This is a genomic window from Mesorhizobium sp. WSM4837 (genome assembly GCF_055811435.1).
The window spans coordinates 1-17,436 of sequence record NZ_JBVVQE010000072.1 but is presented as its reverse complement, the minus strand read 5'-3'; the positions used below and the strand labels follow the sequence as shown (position 1 = coordinate 17,436).

Annotated in this window: 14 protein-coding genes and 1 pseudogene; 4 read left to right on the top strand and 11 right to left on the bottom strand. The window is 62.2% G+C overall.

Features of this window, described 5'->3' with window-relative positions:
* Nucleotides 1–12: 12 nt before the first annotated feature.
* From AC0L3D_RS29840 to nanR, 3 genes are read right to left on the bottom strand one after another with little or no spacing between them, the layout of a single operon-like run.
* Entirely contained in the window at nucleotides 13–789 is a 777-nt protein-coding gene (locus tag AC0L3D_RS29840) for an HpcH/HpaI aldolase family protein (RefSeq protein WP_473630073.1), read from the bottom strand.
* 49 nt (nucleotides 790–838) lie between these two features.
* Complete coding sequence (locus AC0L3D_RS29835) at nucleotides 839–1,144, bottom strand: putative quinol monooxygenase (protein ID WP_128246864.1); 306 nt, start codon at nucleotides 1,142–1,144, stop codon at nucleotides 839–841.
* On the bottom strand, nucleotides 1,144–1,989 hold the full coding sequence (gene nanR / locus AC0L3D_RS29830; protein WP_473630072.1) for a transcriptional regulator NanR: 846 nt from the start codon (nucleotides 1,987–1,989) through the stop codon (nucleotides 1,144–1,146). Before nanR ends, AC0L3D_RS29835 begins: the two co-directional genes overlap by 1 nt.
* A 456-nt stretch (nucleotides 1,990–2,445) precedes the next feature.
* Here nanR and AC0L3D_RS29825 point away from each other — a divergent pair, with 456 nt between their 5' ends.
* Genes AC0L3D_RS29825 through AC0L3D_RS29815 form a run of 3 tightly spaced genes read left to right on the top strand, consistent with a single transcriptional unit; the run spans nucleotide 2,446 to nucleotide 6,793 of the window.
* The gene (locus AC0L3D_RS29825; protein ID WP_413468462.1) at nucleotides 2,446–3,432 is read left to right on the top strand and encodes an ABC transporter substrate-binding protein; all 987 of its coding nucleotides are present in this window, start codon (nucleotides 2,446–2,448) and stop codon (nucleotides 3,430–3,432) included.
* Nucleotides 3,433–3,434: 2 nt separating this feature from the next.
* Nucleotides 3,435–5,717: an ABC transporter permease gene (locus AC0L3D_RS29820; RefSeq protein WP_473630071.1), complete on the top strand. Its 2,283-nt coding sequence runs from the start codon at nucleotides 3,435–3,437 to the stop codon at nucleotides 5,715–5,717.
* Nucleotides 5,717–6,793: an ABC transporter ATP-binding protein gene (locus AC0L3D_RS29815; protein WP_473630070.1), complete on the top strand. Its 1,077-nt coding sequence runs from the start codon at nucleotides 5,717–5,719 to the stop codon at nucleotides 6,791–6,793. The genes AC0L3D_RS29820 and AC0L3D_RS29815 overlap by 1 nt, the downstream gene beginning before the upstream one ends.
* Here the strand turns inward: AC0L3D_RS29815 and AC0L3D_RS29810 are convergent.
* The 8 genes and pseudogenes from AC0L3D_RS29810 to AC0L3D_RS29775 all read right to left on the bottom strand — a co-directional run bounded on the left by AC0L3D_RS29810 (nucleotide 6,783) and on the right by AC0L3D_RS29775 (nucleotide 16,399).
* On the bottom strand, nucleotides 6,783–7,553 hold the full coding sequence (locus tag AC0L3D_RS29810) for an inositol monophosphatase family protein (protein WP_473630089.1): 771 nt from the start codon (nucleotides 7,551–7,553) through the stop codon (nucleotides 6,783–6,785). The genes AC0L3D_RS29815 and AC0L3D_RS29810 overlap by 11 nt on opposite strands.
* A gap of 109 nt (nucleotides 7,554–7,662) precedes the next feature.
* Nucleotides 7,663–8,235 (bottom strand): histidine phosphatase family protein, encoded by a 573-nt coding sequence (locus AC0L3D_RS29805; protein WP_091598202.1) that lies wholly within the window; start codon nucleotides 8,233–8,235, stop codon nucleotides 7,663–7,665.
* Nucleotides 8,236–8,351: 116 nt separating this feature from the next.
* A pseudogene (locus AC0L3D_RS29800) lies at nucleotides 8,352–8,636 on the bottom strand (aldose epimerase family protein); the annotation flags it as partial.
* A gap of 80 nt (nucleotides 8,637–8,716) precedes the next feature.
* Nucleotides 8,717–11,185 carry an adenylate/guanylate cyclase domain-containing protein gene (locus AC0L3D_RS29795; protein WP_473646715.1) on the bottom strand — a complete coding sequence of 823 codons (2,469 nt, stop codon included), beginning with the start codon at nucleotides 11,183–11,185 and terminating at the stop codon, nucleotides 8,717–8,719.
* Between the two features lie 83 nt (nucleotides 11,186–11,268).
* Complete coding sequence (locus AC0L3D_RS29790) at nucleotides 11,269–12,369, bottom strand: branched-chain amino acid ABC transporter substrate-binding protein (RefSeq protein ID WP_287229185.1); 1,101 nt, start codon at nucleotides 12,367–12,369, stop codon at nucleotides 11,269–11,271.
* A gap of 190 nt (nucleotides 12,370–12,559) precedes the next feature.
* Nucleotides 12,560–13,591: an aldose epimerase family protein gene (locus tag AC0L3D_RS29785; RefSeq protein WP_287229183.1), complete on the bottom strand. Its 1,032-nt coding sequence runs from the start codon at nucleotides 13,589–13,591 to the stop codon at nucleotides 12,560–12,562.
* A gap of 83 nt (nucleotides 13,592–13,674) precedes the next feature.
* Nucleotides 13,675–15,132: an NAD-dependent succinate-semialdehyde dehydrogenase gene (locus AC0L3D_RS29780; protein ID WP_128246872.1), complete on the bottom strand. Its 1,458-nt coding sequence runs from the start codon at nucleotides 15,130–15,132 to the stop codon at nucleotides 13,675–13,677.
* Nucleotides 15,133–15,451: 319 nt separating this feature from the next.
* On the bottom strand, nucleotides 15,452–16,399 hold the full coding sequence (locus tag AC0L3D_RS29775) for an AEC family transporter (protein WP_473646714.1): 948 nt from the start codon (nucleotides 16,397–16,399) through the stop codon (nucleotides 15,452–15,454).
* A gap of 167 nt (nucleotides 16,400–16,566) precedes the next feature.
* Here AC0L3D_RS29775 and AC0L3D_RS29770 point away from each other — a divergent pair, with 167 nt between their 5' ends.
* Nucleotides 16,567–17,115, top strand: a complete 549-nt coding sequence (locus AC0L3D_RS29770; protein ID WP_023802971.1) for a histidine phosphatase family protein — start codon at nucleotides 16,567–16,569, stop codon at nucleotides 17,113–17,115.
* Nucleotides 17,116–17,436 lie beyond the last annotated feature (321 nt).

The window sequence follows — 17,436 nt, the reverse complement described above, 5'->3', positions numbered from 1 at the left end:
GTCTCCTCCGCCTCACTCGCACCCGGCCCGGATCTTTGAGACCGCGTCGGCCATCGCATCGTGCAGGACCCAGACGTCACCCGAATAACAGATGAAATCGAAGCCTTGCGCGTAGAAATCGTGACCCTGCTGGATGCTGGGTACCAGGCGTCCAAGCGATTTGTTGTGCGTCTTGGCGGCGGCAACGATCTTGTCCATCGCCGCGGTGAAGGTGGGATGGGCGAAGTCGCCGGGAACGCCGAGTGAGACCGACAGATCGAAATGTCCGACCCACAGACAGTCGACCCCGTCCAGTCCCGCGATGCCGTCGATGTTCTTGACGCCGTCGGCGGTCTCGATCAGGCAGATGAACACCGAGCGCTGGTTGGCCGTTTCGAATTTATCTGTGACCGAGCCCGGACGGTAGCGGTCATGCGCGATTTGTAGCGCTACGCCGCGAGCGCCAGCAGGATGATACTTCATCGAGTTGATGATGTGCTGCGCCTGTTCGACCGTACTCACCATCGGCGCGATCAGCCCTTCAGCCCCCATGTCCATGGCGCGGGCGAGGAAATGATAGTCCTGCGACGGCACACGCACCATGACCGGCAGGTCGGCTGCCTCGAAATAGCGGATCGCGCTCTTCACCGTTTCCAGGCTGAAGCCCGAATGCTCCATATCGAAGAAGACGAAATCGCAGCCGGCGGATTTCAGAATGTGCCCGATTCCCGGCGTCGCGAATTCGGCGACGAGCGTGCCGAGCTTGACCCGTCGGTGCGCAGCCAACCCCTTGAGACTAGACTCTAACATGCGCTTCCCTCCCCTTCGCCCCGAAGGGCGCAATCCAATTATGCTTTGTTCAAGGCGTTGCCTCGAGAACGAGGTCGCAGATCGTCACCAATTTGGTGTCAACGAGCGGCGCGCTTTGCGTGTTGAATTCATCGAAATGCGCCGTCCGGCAGTGTTCGTCGAAAGCGGCCTCGCTGTCATAAATCTCGTAGAGCACGAGCCGGTCCGGTTCGCCGCGCGCCTCCGTCACGTCAAAGCGGCGGCAGCCGACCTCGTTGCGTACCGACGCGGTCGCATTGGCGTCAACGAGCTTTCGGAAGCTGTCTCGGGCGCCCGGCTTGAGGCGGAAATCGACCCAGACGACGAAGCTGGTCATCACATGGGCCTCGCGATTTCCAGATAGCGCCTCGACACATATTCCAGATGCCTGCGCATCGCCGCTTCGGACCCGTCCGGATCGCGCGCGGCGATCGCCTCGAAAATCTTTCGGTGGGCCGCGTAGGCCTTGCGGTCTTCACCTTCGGCCAAAGTCGTCCGCCGCTGTTCGAGCAGCCATTCGGCCAACGCCGCATGGACAGCTGTGAAGATCCGATTGCGGGTGATCACCGCCAGCACGTAATGGAAGTCCACGTCAGTGCGTTCGAAGCGCGTGAGGTCGCCGATCGACTGCCGGTTCATCTCTAGCGCCGCCTTGAGGCTTTCAATGTCCTCTGGCGTGGCATTCACAGCGGCGTTGCGGGCAAGCCCGACCTCGAAAAACAAACGTGCGCTCTGGAAGTCCTGAACCCCGCCCGGGGCCGAAATCATGTGTCGCGCCGGGCCTGAGAGGGCGTCGAGTACGAATTGGGGTGTGGGGCGGGTGACGCGGGCACGCTCACCGGACCTCACCTCGACAAGGCCCATCTTGCTCAGATGCAGCAGCGCCTCACGGATTGAGGGGCGCCCGACCCCGAATTGCCGCATGAGTTCCCGTTCCGACGGCAGCCGCTCGGCTTCGGCCAGTTCTCCCTTGCGGATCATCCGCTCGAGGTGTTCTGCAACCTCGTCCGAAAGCTTCCGCTGCTTGATCTGAACACCAATCACTTGGCATACCTTTGATACCAACACGCTATTGCCATGTTGCCCCCGTGTCAAACACAACTCAAATCGATAGACGCCCGTCTTCAAGCGCGAAACAAGCGAGCGAGACTTTGGCTCTTTTTCTACAAGCAACTTGCTCACTAGCTGAGCGATCAGCCAACGCTGTCAGTTCGCGTCAGGATCATTTCGGATCGAACGAGATTGATCGGCAGCGGACGTCGACAATTCCGGTCGGTGGCATCGCAAACCTTGCGGACTAGCCGAAACACCCCTCCACTTCGTCATCCCGGGCGGCGCAAGGAGCGAGGCGACGCGGCGCAGCCCTGGGATCCATCATGCCGTTATCTCAGCCGAAGAATGCAGCAGACCAGAACCGAACGCTACCACCCCGTGAAAAAGCTCGAACCACTCTGGATTGGACGGTCCGTTGCGGGAGAATATATGGACAGCCCTGTTCCAGCCGCCGCCGACTCGATTTGCAAATCGGCGCAAAAGCTCCCAATCTGGTCGCCGCCGCAGCAATGCTTAGACGGCGAAACAATGGGAGGAAATTCGCACATGAAAAAGACCTGTGTCCGTCTGGCGGCAACGGCAGTAATGCTCGTCTGTGCCGCCAGCTCGGCTTACGCCGACAGCCTCACCCTCTATTGCGCCGCCGACGAGGCTTGGTGCCAGCAAATCAAGACCAGCTTCGAGGAAAAGACCGGCATCACCGTCGACATGACCCGCAAGAGCTCAGGCGAGACATATGCCCAGGTGCGTGCCGAGGCCGGAAACCCAAAGGGCGACGTTTGGTGGGGCGGCACCGGCGATCCTCATCTTCAGGCCGCAGAGGAAGGACTGACCGAGGAGTATATGTCCCCGATGCGGGGCGAACTGCACGACTGGGCGATCAAGCAGGCGGAAGCCGCCAACAACAAGACGATCGGCGTTTACTCCGGTGCGCTCGGCTTCGGCTACAACAAGGATCTGTTGGCCAAGGGCAACCTGCCGGAGCCGAAATGCTGGGCTGATCTGACCAAGCCGGAATACAAGGGCCACATTCAGATGGCCAACCCGAACTCATCGGGCACCGCCTATACAATGCTCGCGACGATGGTTCAGCTGATGGGCGAGGACAAGGGTTTTGAGTACCTGAAGGCGCTCCACGCCAACATCAACCAGTACACCAAGTCCGGCTCCGCTCCGATTAAAGCCGCGGGTCTCGGCGAAACGACCATCGGCATCGTTTTCATGCATGATGCGGTGGCGCAGACGGCAGCCGGCTTCCCGATCGTCACGGTGGCGCCTTGCGAAGGCACCGGCTATGAGATCGGCTCGATGTCGCTGATCAAGGGCGCCCGCAACCCGGAAGCGGCGAAGCAGTTCTACGACTGGGCGCTGACCGCCGAGATGCAGTCGAAGGCCAAGGACGTGAAGTCGTTCCAGTTGCCGTCGAACAAGAACGCCACCGCGTCCGAATTGTCGCCCGACCTGTCGACCATCAAGCTCATCGACTACGATTTCAAGAAGTATGGATCGAGCGCCGAGCGCAAGCGCCTGCTGCAGAAGTGGGATACGGAGGTCTCGACCCTGCCGCAGTGATCATGCGCGTCCGCACTGCCACGAGCGCGCTTCACCCGACCGTCGTCCTGTGGACGGCGGTCGGCTTGGTCGGCTATGCGCTGCTGCCTTGGTATGGGCTGGAAAGCAACCTCTTCACCTTGTCCTGGCTGTTGGACGGCTATCCGCTTAACGATGACGTCGCGCCGGCGCTTTTCCTTGTGCTGCAAGGCGAGAAACTCTGGCTCGCCCCCCTCGGCCCGCTGCTTGTCGCGCCGCTCCTGCTATGGGGGCGCCGGAAGTCCGATCCTTTCTTTGGCTATTTGCTGATCGCCGTCGGCGCGACCGGCGTCGCCTACTTCCTGCTTCAAGGTTTCGGCATTGGTCTGCGCGGCTTCCAGTGGCAATGGCTGACCTTGCTCTTTGGCGAGCTTGACGACCGCCAGTTTGGCATGGGCTGGGGAGCACTGCTGGTAAGCGGCGCGTTCCTGTTCCTGTTCACCCTGGGGCTTGCGGCGCGCAGCGCGGTGGCCGGCGACGAATTCGTCGTCGGCTCGATCGGCTTCGTCGTCTCCATGGTCGCCATCTTTATCTTCATGCCGATCGGTCAAATGCTGGGGAGCGCGCTGCTCACACAGGAGGGCGACTATTCGCTTCCCGTCTTTCTCGCGAAACTCTCCAGCGACCGGCTCTGGAGCCTCGGCTGCCTCACCGGTGGCCCGCGCTGCGGCGTCGCCTGGAATTCGCTCCTTCTCGCCGTGCTCGTCGGCGTGACGACCACCGCGCTCGGCCTTGTCTTTGCCCTGGTGGTGACCCGTACCGGCTTTCGTTACGGCGCGCTGTTGCGCGCGCTGACCGTGCTGCCGATCATCACACCACCCTTCGTCATCGGCCTCGCCATCATCCTTCTGTTCGGCCTCTCGGGCGCCATCAATCTGGGTTTCGCCGAGCTGATCGGCGTCCAACCGACGCGATGGGTCTACGGCTTGCCTGGCCTGCTGATCGCCCAGGTGCTCGCTTTCACGCCGATCGCTTTTCTGGTGATGATCGGTGTGGTCGAGGGTGTCAGCCCATCCATGGAGGAGGCCGCGCAGACCCTGCGCGCCAATCGCTGGCAGACATTCATCACCGTCTCCCTGCCGTTGATGCGACCGGGTCTGGCCAATGCCTTTCTGCTCGGCTTTATCGAGAGCATGGCTGATTTCGGCAATCCGCTGGTGCTCGGCGGCAATTTCGATGTGCTGTCCACCGAGATCTTCTTCGCCATCGTCGGCGCGCAATACGACCAGGCGCAGGCGGCGATCCTCGCCCTCGTGCTCCTGTTCTTCACGCTCGGGGCATTCTACGCCCAGCGATTCTGGCTTGGGAAGAAGTCTTACACGACCGTCTCCGGCAAAGGCGACGCCGGCGTTCACTCGCATCTGCCGGCAAAATTGCGCAACGTCGTCTTCGCGGTCGCCGCCGTCTGGACGCTGTTTACCTTGCTGATTTACGTGACGATCTTCTACGGCAGCTTCGTCAAGCTGTGGGGCGTCGATTTCTCTCTGACTTTTGAACACTACGTGACGGCGTTCTCCATCGGCTGGAACGAGTTCGGCATCCACTGGCGCGGCTCGGCCTGGAGTTCTTTCTGGACGACCATGGAAATAGCGATGATCTCCGCGCCGCTGACCGCGGCCATCGGGCTTTTGACCGCCTATTTGCTGGTTCGCCAGGACTTTGCCGGCAAGGACACCTTCGAATTCGCGACGATGCTGTCCTTCGCCATTCCCGGCACCGTGATCGGCGTCTCCTACGTGATTGCGTTCAATGTGCCGCCGATCGAGCTCACCGGCACGGGCATTATCCTGGTGCTCTCCTTCATCTTCCGCAACATGCCGGTTGGGGTCCGCGCCGGTGTCGCGTCGATGTCGCAGATCGACCGCAGCCTCGACGAGTCGTCCCTCACTCTGGGAGCCAACTCCTGGCAGACCTTCCGCAAAGTGGTGCTGCCGCTGCTGCGGCCGGCCATCCTTGCCGCGCTGGTCTATTCCTTCGTTCGCGCCATGACCGCCATCAGCGCCATCATCTTCTTGGTCAGCGCCCAGTATGACATGTCGACCAGCTATATCGTCGGCCGCGTCGAGAATAACGAATATGGCGTCGCCATCGCTTATTCCGCCGTCCTTATCGGCGTCATGCTGGCGGTGATCGGTCTGATGCAGCTTGCCGTTGGCAGCCGCATGATCGGCCGGCGCGGTCTCGACGGCGATCTGGCGCAGTCGCGCACCAATGTCAGCCAGGCGGTCGTGGCGCGTCCACAGCCGGCGATCTCGGGAGGCGGATGATGGCCGAAATTCGCGGCAATGCCGCCTCAGTCGAATTCAGGAATGTCACCAAGATCTACGGCAAGAGCAAGGCGCCCGCCGTCAACGACATCTCGCTGTTCATCGAGGCCGGGAAGCTGGTCACCCTCCTTGGACCGTCGGGCTGCGGCAAGACGACCACCTTGCGCATGATAGCCGGACTGGAAATGGTAACGAGCGGCCAGATCCTGATCGGGGGCGCCGACGTCACCCGGCTGCCGGCCACTGATCGTGATGTCTCCATGGTGTTTCAATCCTACGCGCTTTTCCCGCACATGACCGTGACCCAGAACGTCGAATACGGCCTGGGCTTTTCCGGATTCGGCAGGAAGGAGACGGCCGAGAGGGCCAGAGCCGGGCTTGAACTGGTCGGCCTCTCTAATTTCGGCGACCGCCTGCCGAGCCAGCTTTCGGGCGGACAGCAACAGCGTGTCGCGGTGGCGCGGGCGCTGGTCCTGGAGCCGCAGGTGCTGCTCTTCGATGAGCCTTTGTCGAACCTGGATGCGAAGCTCCGCCGGCGCGTGCGCGAGGAAATCCGCGAGATTCAGCAGAAACTCGGCCTGACGGTCGTCTATGTCACCCACGACCAGGAGGAAGCGCTCGCCGTCTCCGATCGCATCATTGTCATGAACAATGCGGTGATTGCCCAAGACGGCACGCCACGCGACCTCTACGAGCAGCCCGCGAATGCTTTCGTGGCCGACTTCATCGGCGAAGCCAACATGTTCCAATGCGAGGTCGTGTCGGTCGAGGGCGACAGCGCCACCGTGCATCTGGGACCTGCCGTCCTGAAGCTGCCGGCTCGCGGCCGCAAACTGGGGCCGGCCATGCTGGCGGCGCGACCGAGCCGCCTCGAGATTGGCGAGCCGAATGCGCCTGGCGCCTTGCCCGGGACGCTTGAAAAAGTGACCTATGTCGGCAGCCACCTCGAGTTCGTAATTGCCACGCAATTCGGCGAAGTCTTCGTGGTCTCGCCGGATGTCGATACCGGGTTTCGAGCGGGGCAGCCGGTGAGCATCGGCTTTCCCGAACGCGGACCCGTGCTGATCACAGACTGAACGCCTCTTTGCAGAGCGCGTGGACCTTGTCGAACACGCCCTTGCCGCCCGCGATGACCAGTGTTCCTTCCTCGAGAACCGTTTTCGGGTCGGGCGTGACGACCGACCCGCCGGCCTCTTCGACCAGAAGCATGCCGGCGAGGCAGTCCCAAGCATTCATATGCTCCTCGACATAGGCGAGCAGCCTGCCCGAGGCGACGTAGGCAAGCATAAGCGCACCGGATGCATTGCGGAAAAACACGCCGCCCTCCTGAAGCAGGAGATGGATCAGCTTGGCGACGGTGCGCGCTTCACGACGATTGGAGAAGCCGGTTCCGACCGAGCCTTGCGTCAGGCTCGTCGTCGGGCTTGTCTTGATGGGCCGGCCGTTGAGGAAAGCGCCACCGCCGCGGCGTCCATAAAATGTCTCGCCGGTAGAGGGTTCATGGATAACGCCCACGACCGCCACACCCTCCTTGACGCAGGCGATGACGACGGTCCAGGCCGGGATGCCGCGCAGAAAGTTGGCAGTGCCGTCGATTGGATCTATCACCCATGTGTAACCCGATCCGCCGGCGAGTGCGGCGTGTTCCTCTCCGACAACACCGTCTTCAGGATATTGCGCCGCAAGCTCCCGGCGGATGAACGTCTCGACATTCCGGTCGGCCTCGGAGACCAGGTCCTGATGACCCTTGCTCTCGATTGTGAGTGTCTCCAGTTGTCGGAAATATTGCAGGCCGAGTTCGCCGCCACGCCGCGCCAGCGCAGTCGCAAACAGCATCCGATCGTTATCGTCACCATTCACGCAGTCAATTCCGTCATTGTTTCTGCTTCCATTCGTTCCCCGGCTCTTTGTACTCAAGGCCCAATTCTGCAGGGAAAAGTTGAGGTTAACGCTCGGCGATAGGCTGCCATTCGTGGATGATCTTGCAACCTGGCAAGCAGAAAGCGAAGAAATGACCTTGGAACGGTTGATCCCGACTGCGCGAAACCGGCGCATTCAGCAGCTTGCAAAGCAGCAGCGTGCCAACGCCGCCATGCGAGACGAAAGCAATGTCGCCGTCGTGATGGGTCGCAAGAATGCGAAACACGGCCCGCGCGACGCGATCCTGGGCATCGAGCGCGCGCTCCCATCCGCAAACGCTCTCATGTGGATTGGCGAAGAAGGCGTCAGCAACTCGTTCGAAATCGACGGGTGGAAGGAAACCGGTCGCGGAGCGGTCGTTCTCGCCAAGGTGCTCATCCACTTGGACGGGCAAACCAAATCCCGCCGCCAGCAGGCCAGCCGCTTCAATAGCCTTGGCCTCGGAACTCGACCAGATGGACGTCAGGCCGGACAGCACCGCACAGCCCGCGAAAGCCCTCATCCGGGTGACACCGCGGTCCGAAAGCCGCCAAGCTGGAACTGGCGTGGCGGGATCAACGGAAACTTCCGGATGAGTGATAAAGAAGGCCGTCGGCATGCCGTTGCGCTCCGATAAAATCCCTCCGACGCCTAACAGAGCTGATCAAGCGCAGGAAGTATCAACACACACCAACCACGTCATTGCACGGGCACTTTTCACAGCCTCAATGGATATCAGAAACAGGAACGTCTGTATCGCGCTGCCATGAGCGGACCTCCGGCCATCAAAACCGCTACATTGTCTCCAAACTCGTCGCAGTTCATTCCGCGCACCGGTCTGCGATTGGCGTAGCGCCCGATCAAGGCGCCGAAATAGGGGGTCAAGGATTCGTAGTCGGCGAGTTCCTTGAAGCCGAGCACGACGTTGTCGAGCTTGCCCCAGCGGTCGGGCACATTGATCGCCGTGATTATACCGCCATAGGCGATGAACTTGATGGACGCGCCTCTGTCGTTGATGAGCGTGTAGAGATCGACGGCTTTGCCGTCCTGCGTGTTTCAGAATGGGGACTTGTCCACAGAGCCGATGCCGGCGATCCCTCCTACCCGGGCTTGTGACAAAGTCGATCGAGCACGTCTCGAAGCGCAGTTGCGGCTTGGTCACGCTCGTCAGCAGACATCAGCTCGGGCTCGGCTTCCAGTCTGAGATGCGGCAGTTCGGTTCGAACGGCGCGACGGGCAGCGACAAGATTGGCCTTCGCATCGATGACGCGATAAGTGGCGACCGGATAGGCGATCCCTTTGACGTGGATGCGCCCCAGCTCGTCGCAGTCAATCGTGTCCTTCACTTGCGCAAACGTCTCATAAGAAATGAGCACGGTCCCTGGCTGCGCCTCCTGCTCAAGACGTGAGGCGAGATTCACGGCGCCGCCGATTATCGTGTAGTCCATCCGGTCCTCGCTGCCGAAGTTGCCGACAGTGCAGTAGTCGGTGTGGATGCCGATGCGGCAGCGCAGTGGTGTTTCAATTCCAATGTCGCGCCAGACTTCGGCAAGTTCGCTCATCCGCTTCTGCATGGCGAGCGCCATCTGCACGCCGGCGAGCGCGTCCTCCTTGACGCCGCGAGTTTCCGGATCGCCGAAAAACATCAGAATCGCGTCGCCGACATACTTGTCGATCGTCGCGCCATGATCCGAAGCAATTTTCGACATTTCCGTCAGATAGTGATTTAGGAGCTGGGTGAGAACCTCGGACTGCATTTTGTCAGTGGTCTCGGTAAAGCCGGCGATATCCGAGAAGCATATTGTCAACTTCTTCCGCTGGCTGGCGATCCTGACCTCCTGACGGCCGGTGAATATCGAGTTGTACACCTGGGGCGCCAGGTATTTCGCCAGCTTGCTGGAAAGCGCCTCGAGAGCCGCGGATTTCTCGGCGAGGTTCTCCTCCCGTAGCTTCAGCTCGGTGATGTCCGAGTAGACCGCGACTGTGCCGCCGCCGGTGATCCGCCGCTCGCTTATCATGATCCATCTTCCGTCGCCTCGCAGCTGCTCCCACGGTTCGCCGGGGTTGCGGTGCCGGGAGAGCCGCTCGGCGACCCATTCCTCGAATCGTCCCTCGGCATCCCTGATGTAGCCGCGCTCAGCGGATCGGCGGATGATGTGCTCGAATGTCGTACCGGGCGTCAGTTCGATCGCAAGGTCGCTGTAGAGCAGTTCGCGGTAGCGGCTATTGCTAAGGATGAGCCGGTCCTGGCGGTCGTAGAGAGCGAATCCCTCGGAGATGCTCTCGATGGCATCGATGAGCCGCTGGCGCGCTTCGGCGACCTCGCGCAGGTTCTTTTCCTCGACCTCGACTGCAGTGTCCCGGAAGAGCCTGAGCGCCTCGGCCATGCGGCCGATTTCGTCGTGGCCCGCGGCAGGCAATGGCGCACGAAGATTGCCGCCGGCGATTGCGAGCATGCTTTGGCTCACCCCTCCCAGGCGGGCGAGGAGGCTGCGGTCGACATAGAGCCAAACAACAAGAACGGAACTCAAGAGGCTGAGAAAGGCGGAGCCAAGGACAACTCCGGTCCCGTAGCGCTGGACGACCGCGGCTTCGAGACCAGATGCGGTGATCTCGCGGTCTGCCGCGGCGACCAGGCGATCGACGGCAGCGGTAAGACTGCGCGACAGCTGATTGTTTTCGGCCAGAAGCTCTTCGCCCTGCGCCAGGACGGCGAACTCGTCCTGCCGCGCCTTCGGGATGCTGTTTCCGCCGTCGATCAGTGCCTTGAACTCGTTGACCCGCTGCTGGAAACGGGTCCGCAGCCTATCGTCGATCTCGTTGGAAATCGTGTCCAGAACGGCGAGTGACCGGCGCAGCGGAAACAGGATCAACGCCAGATCGCCTGGCGTCGGCGCGTCCGCCGTGTTGACCAGCGCGTCATTGACCGCCGAGATCTCCTGCTGCGCCTTCTGCTGCGGGATGTAGGCCGCTATCGACTGGACCAGGTCGGCCGTCGCCTCCGCGCCTCGATCGGACGCGAGCGGCGTGTCGGCCGTGACCGCCCGCCATTGCTGGAGTTTGGAATTCATCACGAGCATGCCGGGCGCCACAAGGCGCTGGCTTGCATTTGTCGTAGCCGACAGGCGACGTAACAGTTCCTCTTTGCGCGCCACCACGGTGAGGCGGGCGGCGACAAGGTCGTCGAGGGCGTTGAGATTGCGCCGCAGACCAAGCACCGCAGCCTCGATCTCAGCCACTACCGCCGTGCTAGGCTTGGCGCCTTTGAGAGCGGCAAGCAGTTCCTCGAGGCGCGTCATCTCTGCCGCGATCGCAGTCGAGACCTCGTTATGCTGAGCCTTGCTGGTCGAAGCAAGTGCGGCGGGCGCAGTGGCGGCGACCCGCTCGGCCTGGCGCGACAGCTGGAGGGACGCGAGCGCCGACGGCACACGCTCCTCGGTGATGTGGTCGACGACCTCCCCCACCTCGAGGAAGGCATAAAGAGCGGCTGTTGTCGCGAGCACCGCGAAGGTGCTGATACCGAAAAAAGCGAGCAACAGACGGCCGCGTATGCCGAGACGCTTAAGCATCGCGGCGACGCATTGATTCAGCTGGCGCGGCCGATAGGGTCTGCACAGATTGGCTCAAGGCGATTCGCCGGATCGGTGGTCCATTACTCCAACGGCACGTATTCGCCACCCTTCCAGACATACCATACCCAACTCTGAACAGTGAGGTCGCCCTTATTATCAAAGTCCATACGGCCCAACACAGTGTCAAATTGATTGCCGCGCAGTGATGCAATCACGGCTTGGAGTTCTAGTGAGCCTGCCTTCTCGACCGCCTGCGCCCAGGTCTGGGCGGCGCCGTAACTGTGCAGCGTCCAGGAATCGGGTTCGAAGTTCTCGGCTCGGAATCGTTCGACGACTTTGGCCGCTTCGGCATTTCGACGCGGGTCGGGGACAAAGGTGAAGAGCGTGCCCTCGGCGGCAGGGCCGGCAATTAGCCCGAATGCCTCGGTCGCCGTATCATCGCCCGAGATCAGCTGAACCGGGTAGCCCCGGTCGCGCGCCGCGCGGACCATAAGCGCAGCCTCGGTATGATACCCGCCCATGTACAGCACGGCGATATCCGCCCCCTGTAACGTGCTGATCTCGGCCGAGTAGTCGTCTTTCCCGGGAGTGTAGCCTTCATAGATTGATTCGGTCACGCCCCGCTTGTTCAACTGCTTTCTTGTCTCATCGGCGAGACCCTTCCCATAGGTCGTATTGTCGTGAAGGATCGCGATCTTCTTGTCGCTCCAATGATCGGCCAAGTAGTTGCCCGCCTCGAAGCCCTGCGCATCGTCGCGACTGCAGACGCGGAAAACGTTGGCGCGGCCTTGCTCGGTCAATATCGGATTGGTCGAGGACGGCGAAATCTGCAGAATTCCCGCCGCCTCGTACACCTCCGATGCCGGAATCGAGGCTCCAGAGCAGTAGTGCCCGACGACGAACACTACACCGTCAGCCACCAGCTTTTGGGCAGCAGCCACCGCTTGCTTGGGATCGCAGAAGTCGTCGACCGTGATGAGCCGCACCGGCTCGCCGAGGACGCCGCCCGCCGCATTGATATCGGCCACAGCCACCTCTGCGCCGCGCTTCAATTGCGTGCCAGTCCATTCGAGCTTTCCGGTCATCGGGCCTGCGACCCCGATCAGCACCTCCGCCCGCGCAGGACAGCTAAGCGCCGCGGCCGCGAGCGCGACAATAGCTACGGTGATGATACGGTGCATGGATGCACCCCAAAGGCAGTAGCTTACGCCAATCCCGTCAGCGCCGACAGTCCTTTTCCGCGAGCGTGGATTGGGTTCCGATCCGAGAGCGTCGCGCGTCCAATGGAAGCGCAAAGGACGCTCTTTGAACTTTGCGCATGATCCTTTCCGGACCGAAGGCCAGCGCAGCAAAGGCCGGTACCTCCGGGCGTCAGGCGCCAGGCAGCCTGAACCGGTATTCCGTCACATGATGGTAGATCTGGCCCGGCCATAGCGTGGCCTGCGGGAAATACGGCCGGTTCGGCGCATCCGGCCAGACCTGCGGCTCCAGGCAGAAGCCCGAATAAGCCTTGTATTGAACCGCCCCGAGCCCCGGCGAAGCTGGCGCCAGATACTGGCCGGTATAGAGCTGGACGCCCGGTTCCGTGGTCCACAGCTCCATCTCGACGCCCGAATTCGCGCCTTGCGCCCATGACGCCAGCTTGAGCGGGCCGCGCGTCGAGGCAAGGCAGAAATTCTGGTCGTAGGGGAGCTGCTTGCCCTCACCCTCCATGCGCAGCGGCCGCGCCTGACGGAAGTCGAACGGCGTGCCGTCGACCGGCTTCACGACGCCGGTCGGGATCAGGTCGCCATCGACCGGAAGATAGGCGCCGGCGTTCAGCATCAGCCGGTGATCGAGGACATCGCCGGCGCCGCCGTCATCCAGGTTGAAATAGGAATGCTGGGTAAGGTTGCACAGCGTCGGCTCCTCGCAGGTGGCGGTCAGCTCGACGCTGAGCGTGCCGGGGATCTTCAGCCTGTAGGTGCAGGTCACGTCGAGCGCGCCGGGAAAGCCCATCGTGCCGTCGGGATCATGCAGCGTCAGGGTGACAAAATCCCTGCCATGCAGCGAAACCTCCCATGGCCGGTGCGAAAAACCTTGCGAGCCGCCATGCAGCGTGTGCTTGTCGAGGAAGTTGCGCTCGGTCTGGTAGCGCTGGCCGGCGATGGTGAAGCGGCCATCGCGGATACGGTTGGCATAGCGTCCGACGACGGCGCCCAAGAAGGCCGTATCCGTTTCATAGGGCTTGAAACTGCTATAGCCGAGCACAAGCGGCGCATCGTGCCCGGCCAGCCGCAGATCCTGGATGATGGCGCCCAGCCCGATGATGTTGGCGGTGAGGCCGCCGCCGCGGATGCTGAAGCGGCGGATGGCCTCGCCCGCCTGCGTCGTACCGAAAACCTCGCCGTCCTTCATCGCCATGCCCGAAACGCCAGTTGGTTGATCGATCCCGGCTCGCCGCGTGGGCCGGCTTGGTCTGTTGACGTTCGACAGGCCCTGCCCGATCAGAGGCCGAGGCCGCCGATGCAGACATATTTGGTGTCGAGATAATCCTCGATGCCCTGATGTCCGCCTTCCTTGCCGAGGCCCGATTCCTTGACGCCGCCGAACGGCGCCTCGGGCGTGGTGATCAGCCCTTCATTGACGCCGACCATGCCGTATTTCAGCCCTTCCATGACCCGGAAGGCGCGGCCGAGATCGCCGGTGTAGAAATAGCAGGCGAGGCCGAACTCGGTGTCGTTGGCGAGTGCGATCGCCTCCTCTTCGGTTTCGAACTTGAACACGGGTGCTACCGGGCCAAAGATCTCTTCCTTCATGAAGCGCATCTTCGGCGTGGCGTCGGCGATCACCGTCGGCTGGAAGAACGAACCGCCGAGCGCATGGCGCTTGCCGCCAGCGACGACCTTGCCGCCCTTGGCGGTGGCGTCGGCGATCAGTTCCTCGACCTTCTCGACTGCCTTCTCGTCGATCAGCGGCCCCTGCTGCACGCCGTCATCGAGGCCGGAACCGACCTTCAGCCCGTCGCTGGCGGCGGCGAGCTTTTCGACGAACTTGTCGTAGACACCAGCCTGGACCAGGAAGCGATTGGTGCAGACGCAGGTCTGGCCGGAATTGCGGTATTTGGCGGTGATCGCGCCGGCGACGGCGCGCTCGATATCGGCGTCGTCGAAGACCAGGAATGGCGCGTTGCCACCAAGTTCCATCGACACCTTCTTGACGGTGACGGACGACTTCTGGATCAGGATCTTGCCGACCTCGGTCGAGCCGGTGAAGGTGATCTTCTTGACCAGAGGGTTGGCGCAGATCTCGTCGCCGATCTCGCCGGCAGCGCCGGTCAGGATGTTGATGACGCCTTTGGGGAAGCCGACCTCCTCGGCGAGCGCGCCCCAGGCGAGGCCGGAATAAGGCGTCTGCGACGCCGGTTTGACCACCGCCGTGCAGCCGGCGGCAAGTGCTGGACCGAGCTTGCGGGCCAGCATCGAGGACGGGAAATTCCACGGCGTGATGGCGGCGATGACGCCGACCGGCTCCTTGGTCACCAGGATGCGGCGGTCCGCCCAAGGCGACGGCACGACATCGCCATAGGTGCGGCGGCCTTCTTCGGCGAACCACAATATGTACGAGGCCGCCGAACCGATCTCACCCTTCGATTCGAACAGCGACTTGCCCTGCTCGATGGTCAGCAGCTCGGCCAGCACATCCTGGTTGTCCATCATGGCGTCATGCAGCTTGCGCAACAGCTTCGAGCGCTCGAGCGCGGTGGTCTTGCGCCATGTCTGGAAGGCGGCGTCGGCAGCTTCGATGGCGCGGCGCGTCTCGACCTTGCCCGACTTCGGCACGGTGCCGATCTTGAGGCCGGTGGCCGGATTGTTGACGTCGACCGTCTGGCCGCTGTCGGCCTGCACCCACTCGCCGTTGATGAGATTGGCCTGGCGCATGAAATGGCTGGTTTTCTGAAGCATGGTCTAGCCTCCGTTCGGCGCGCTGACGGGCCGCTATCTGGATTTCCTTGACGGGCGTGCGCACTGGCATCGATGCCGGCACGCCTGGAGCCACTGCTCTTTACCTAGGGCAAGCCCCGCAATCAATCGCAAGATGGCATATAGGGTTTGGGCCAGCACAAGGCGAGGCCGATTTGCGCTCCCGTTGTTGCTTGAGGGTGTGTGAGGAAACGACCGGGACCGGTGGCTCCCGAGAACCGGAACGGAGCGTAACGTTTGGGTATATGAGTACCGGAAGCACCAGGAAACCGCCCTTCGCAGGCATCAATATCGATCATACCTATCCAAACACGTGGACCACCACCGTCAGCCAAAAGGCCGTGGTGACGACCGCGCAGGCGGTGGCGATGGTCATCTGGTTCGATGCCAACGCCTGGCCGGTGTTGAACTGCGTCGCAATCAGGAAGGAATTCACCCCGGATGGCAGCGCGGCGGCCACGACCGCGACTTTCGCCGACAGCGGCGGCAGGCCAAGCAGCCAGACCAGGCCGAGCGCGACGGCCGGCATCAGCATCAGCTTCAGCGCCGACAGCGCCAGCGCCGGCCGCACATTGCCGGAGATGCCGAAACGGCACAGGCCCAGCCCCATGGCAAACAGCGCGACCGGTCCGGCGATATTGGCCAGCGCGTCGACCAGCCGGACGGCCAGCGCCGGCAATGGCAGGCCGGTGATACGCCACACCCATCCGGCCAGGATGCCGATGATCAGCGGATTGGAGAGCAACTTTCGAAAGAAGCGCCGGATGATGCGCAGCGGATGCACATGCTCGTCACCGCGGCCAAAGATCTCAAACAGGATGATCGATGCCATGATCATCGTCGGCAGATGCACGGAAATCAGCAGCGACAGCACTTCGAATCCACTTGGCCCGAATGTGCCGAGGAAGAACGGGATGCCGAGCAGGACGAGGTTGGAAAAAGCCGACGACACGCCGCCGACGACCCCGGCACGCGCGTCGCGCCCGAACACCCGGGTGATGACCAGGTGGCCTGCGGCCCACGTCACTGCGGCAGCCGTAAAATAGGCTCCCCAGAACAACCAGGGCGCGGTGCCATGGAAATCGGCGTTGACCATGGTGCGGAACAGTAGCAGCGGCATCGCCACCCCGACGGCGAATTCGGCGATGGGCCCACCCGCCTCGGCCTTCAGATAGCCGGTGAGCCCGGCCAGATAGCCGAGCGCGACAAGGCCGAAGACAAAAAGGACGGTTTCGATGAGTGGGGACATTTTTCCCCTGATAGGCGAGCCGGGATTTGAGCGCAACCGCCCCGCCTTGCAAAGCGGTCCGTTCTCGCAAACAGCCGGGATAGGTGATGCCTTGTTTTTCAGCCGGCTTTGCCGTCCCTATATGCGGTCACCGGAAGCCACTTCCGGTGACCGGAAAAGGACGCCTGATGCTTCGATCTGTGCTGGCTCTATTGCTGCTCGTCATTCCCGCCGCGGCCCACGCGACCGAAGCCGGCTGGGCGCTGTTGCGCGACGGCGGACATGTCGTGCTGCTTCGCCATGCCATGGTCACCGGCACTACCGATCCGGCGAATTTCGACATCGAGAAATGCGCCACCCAGGTCAATCTCTCGGTGCGCGGCAAGCAGCAGGCACGCAAGATCGGCGCGCTTTTCGACGCCCGCGCGGCGCCGGTCGAGCGCGTGCTGTCCAGCCGCTATTGCCGCGCCCTCGACACGGCTCGCACCGCTTTCAGAGAAGAGCCCGAACCCTTCGCTCCGCTTGACCTGCTGAAGACCGACGCGAGCGAGAAAGCCGCCCAGCTCGAGGCGATCATGAACGAGATCAGCGCCTATTCCGGCTCCGACAATGTGGTCATGGTCACCCATCTGGAGAACATCATGGCGCTCACCGGCATCTCGCCGCGCGAAGGCGAAGCCGTGATCGTCGAGCCGCAAGGCGACGGCCTGCGCGTGCTCGGCCGCGTCACTTTCTAATCTGCGCTGGAGCCAGTTGAAGCGTTCGCCAGTGGTGAAATCTAACGCTTGGTCCCTGAACGGAATACCGGTTCCGCCCCCCCTAGCGGTAGCTCGTTCGTTCGGCCTCGGCCGAATCTACGCAGATGACCCAATGCGGACGTTTGCGACACCCATCAGAGATGTCGGCTTAGCGCCCAATGTCGGCCGTTGAGGTGATCTCTACTGTTGCCCAATAGCAGACGTTGCCGGAGACTATCCTGGCAATCGTGCTTGCGGACATTCCGGCCGTTCAGCTTCAGTCGACGGCCAAAGGAGGCTTTTCCCGGCGGCGGAATGACA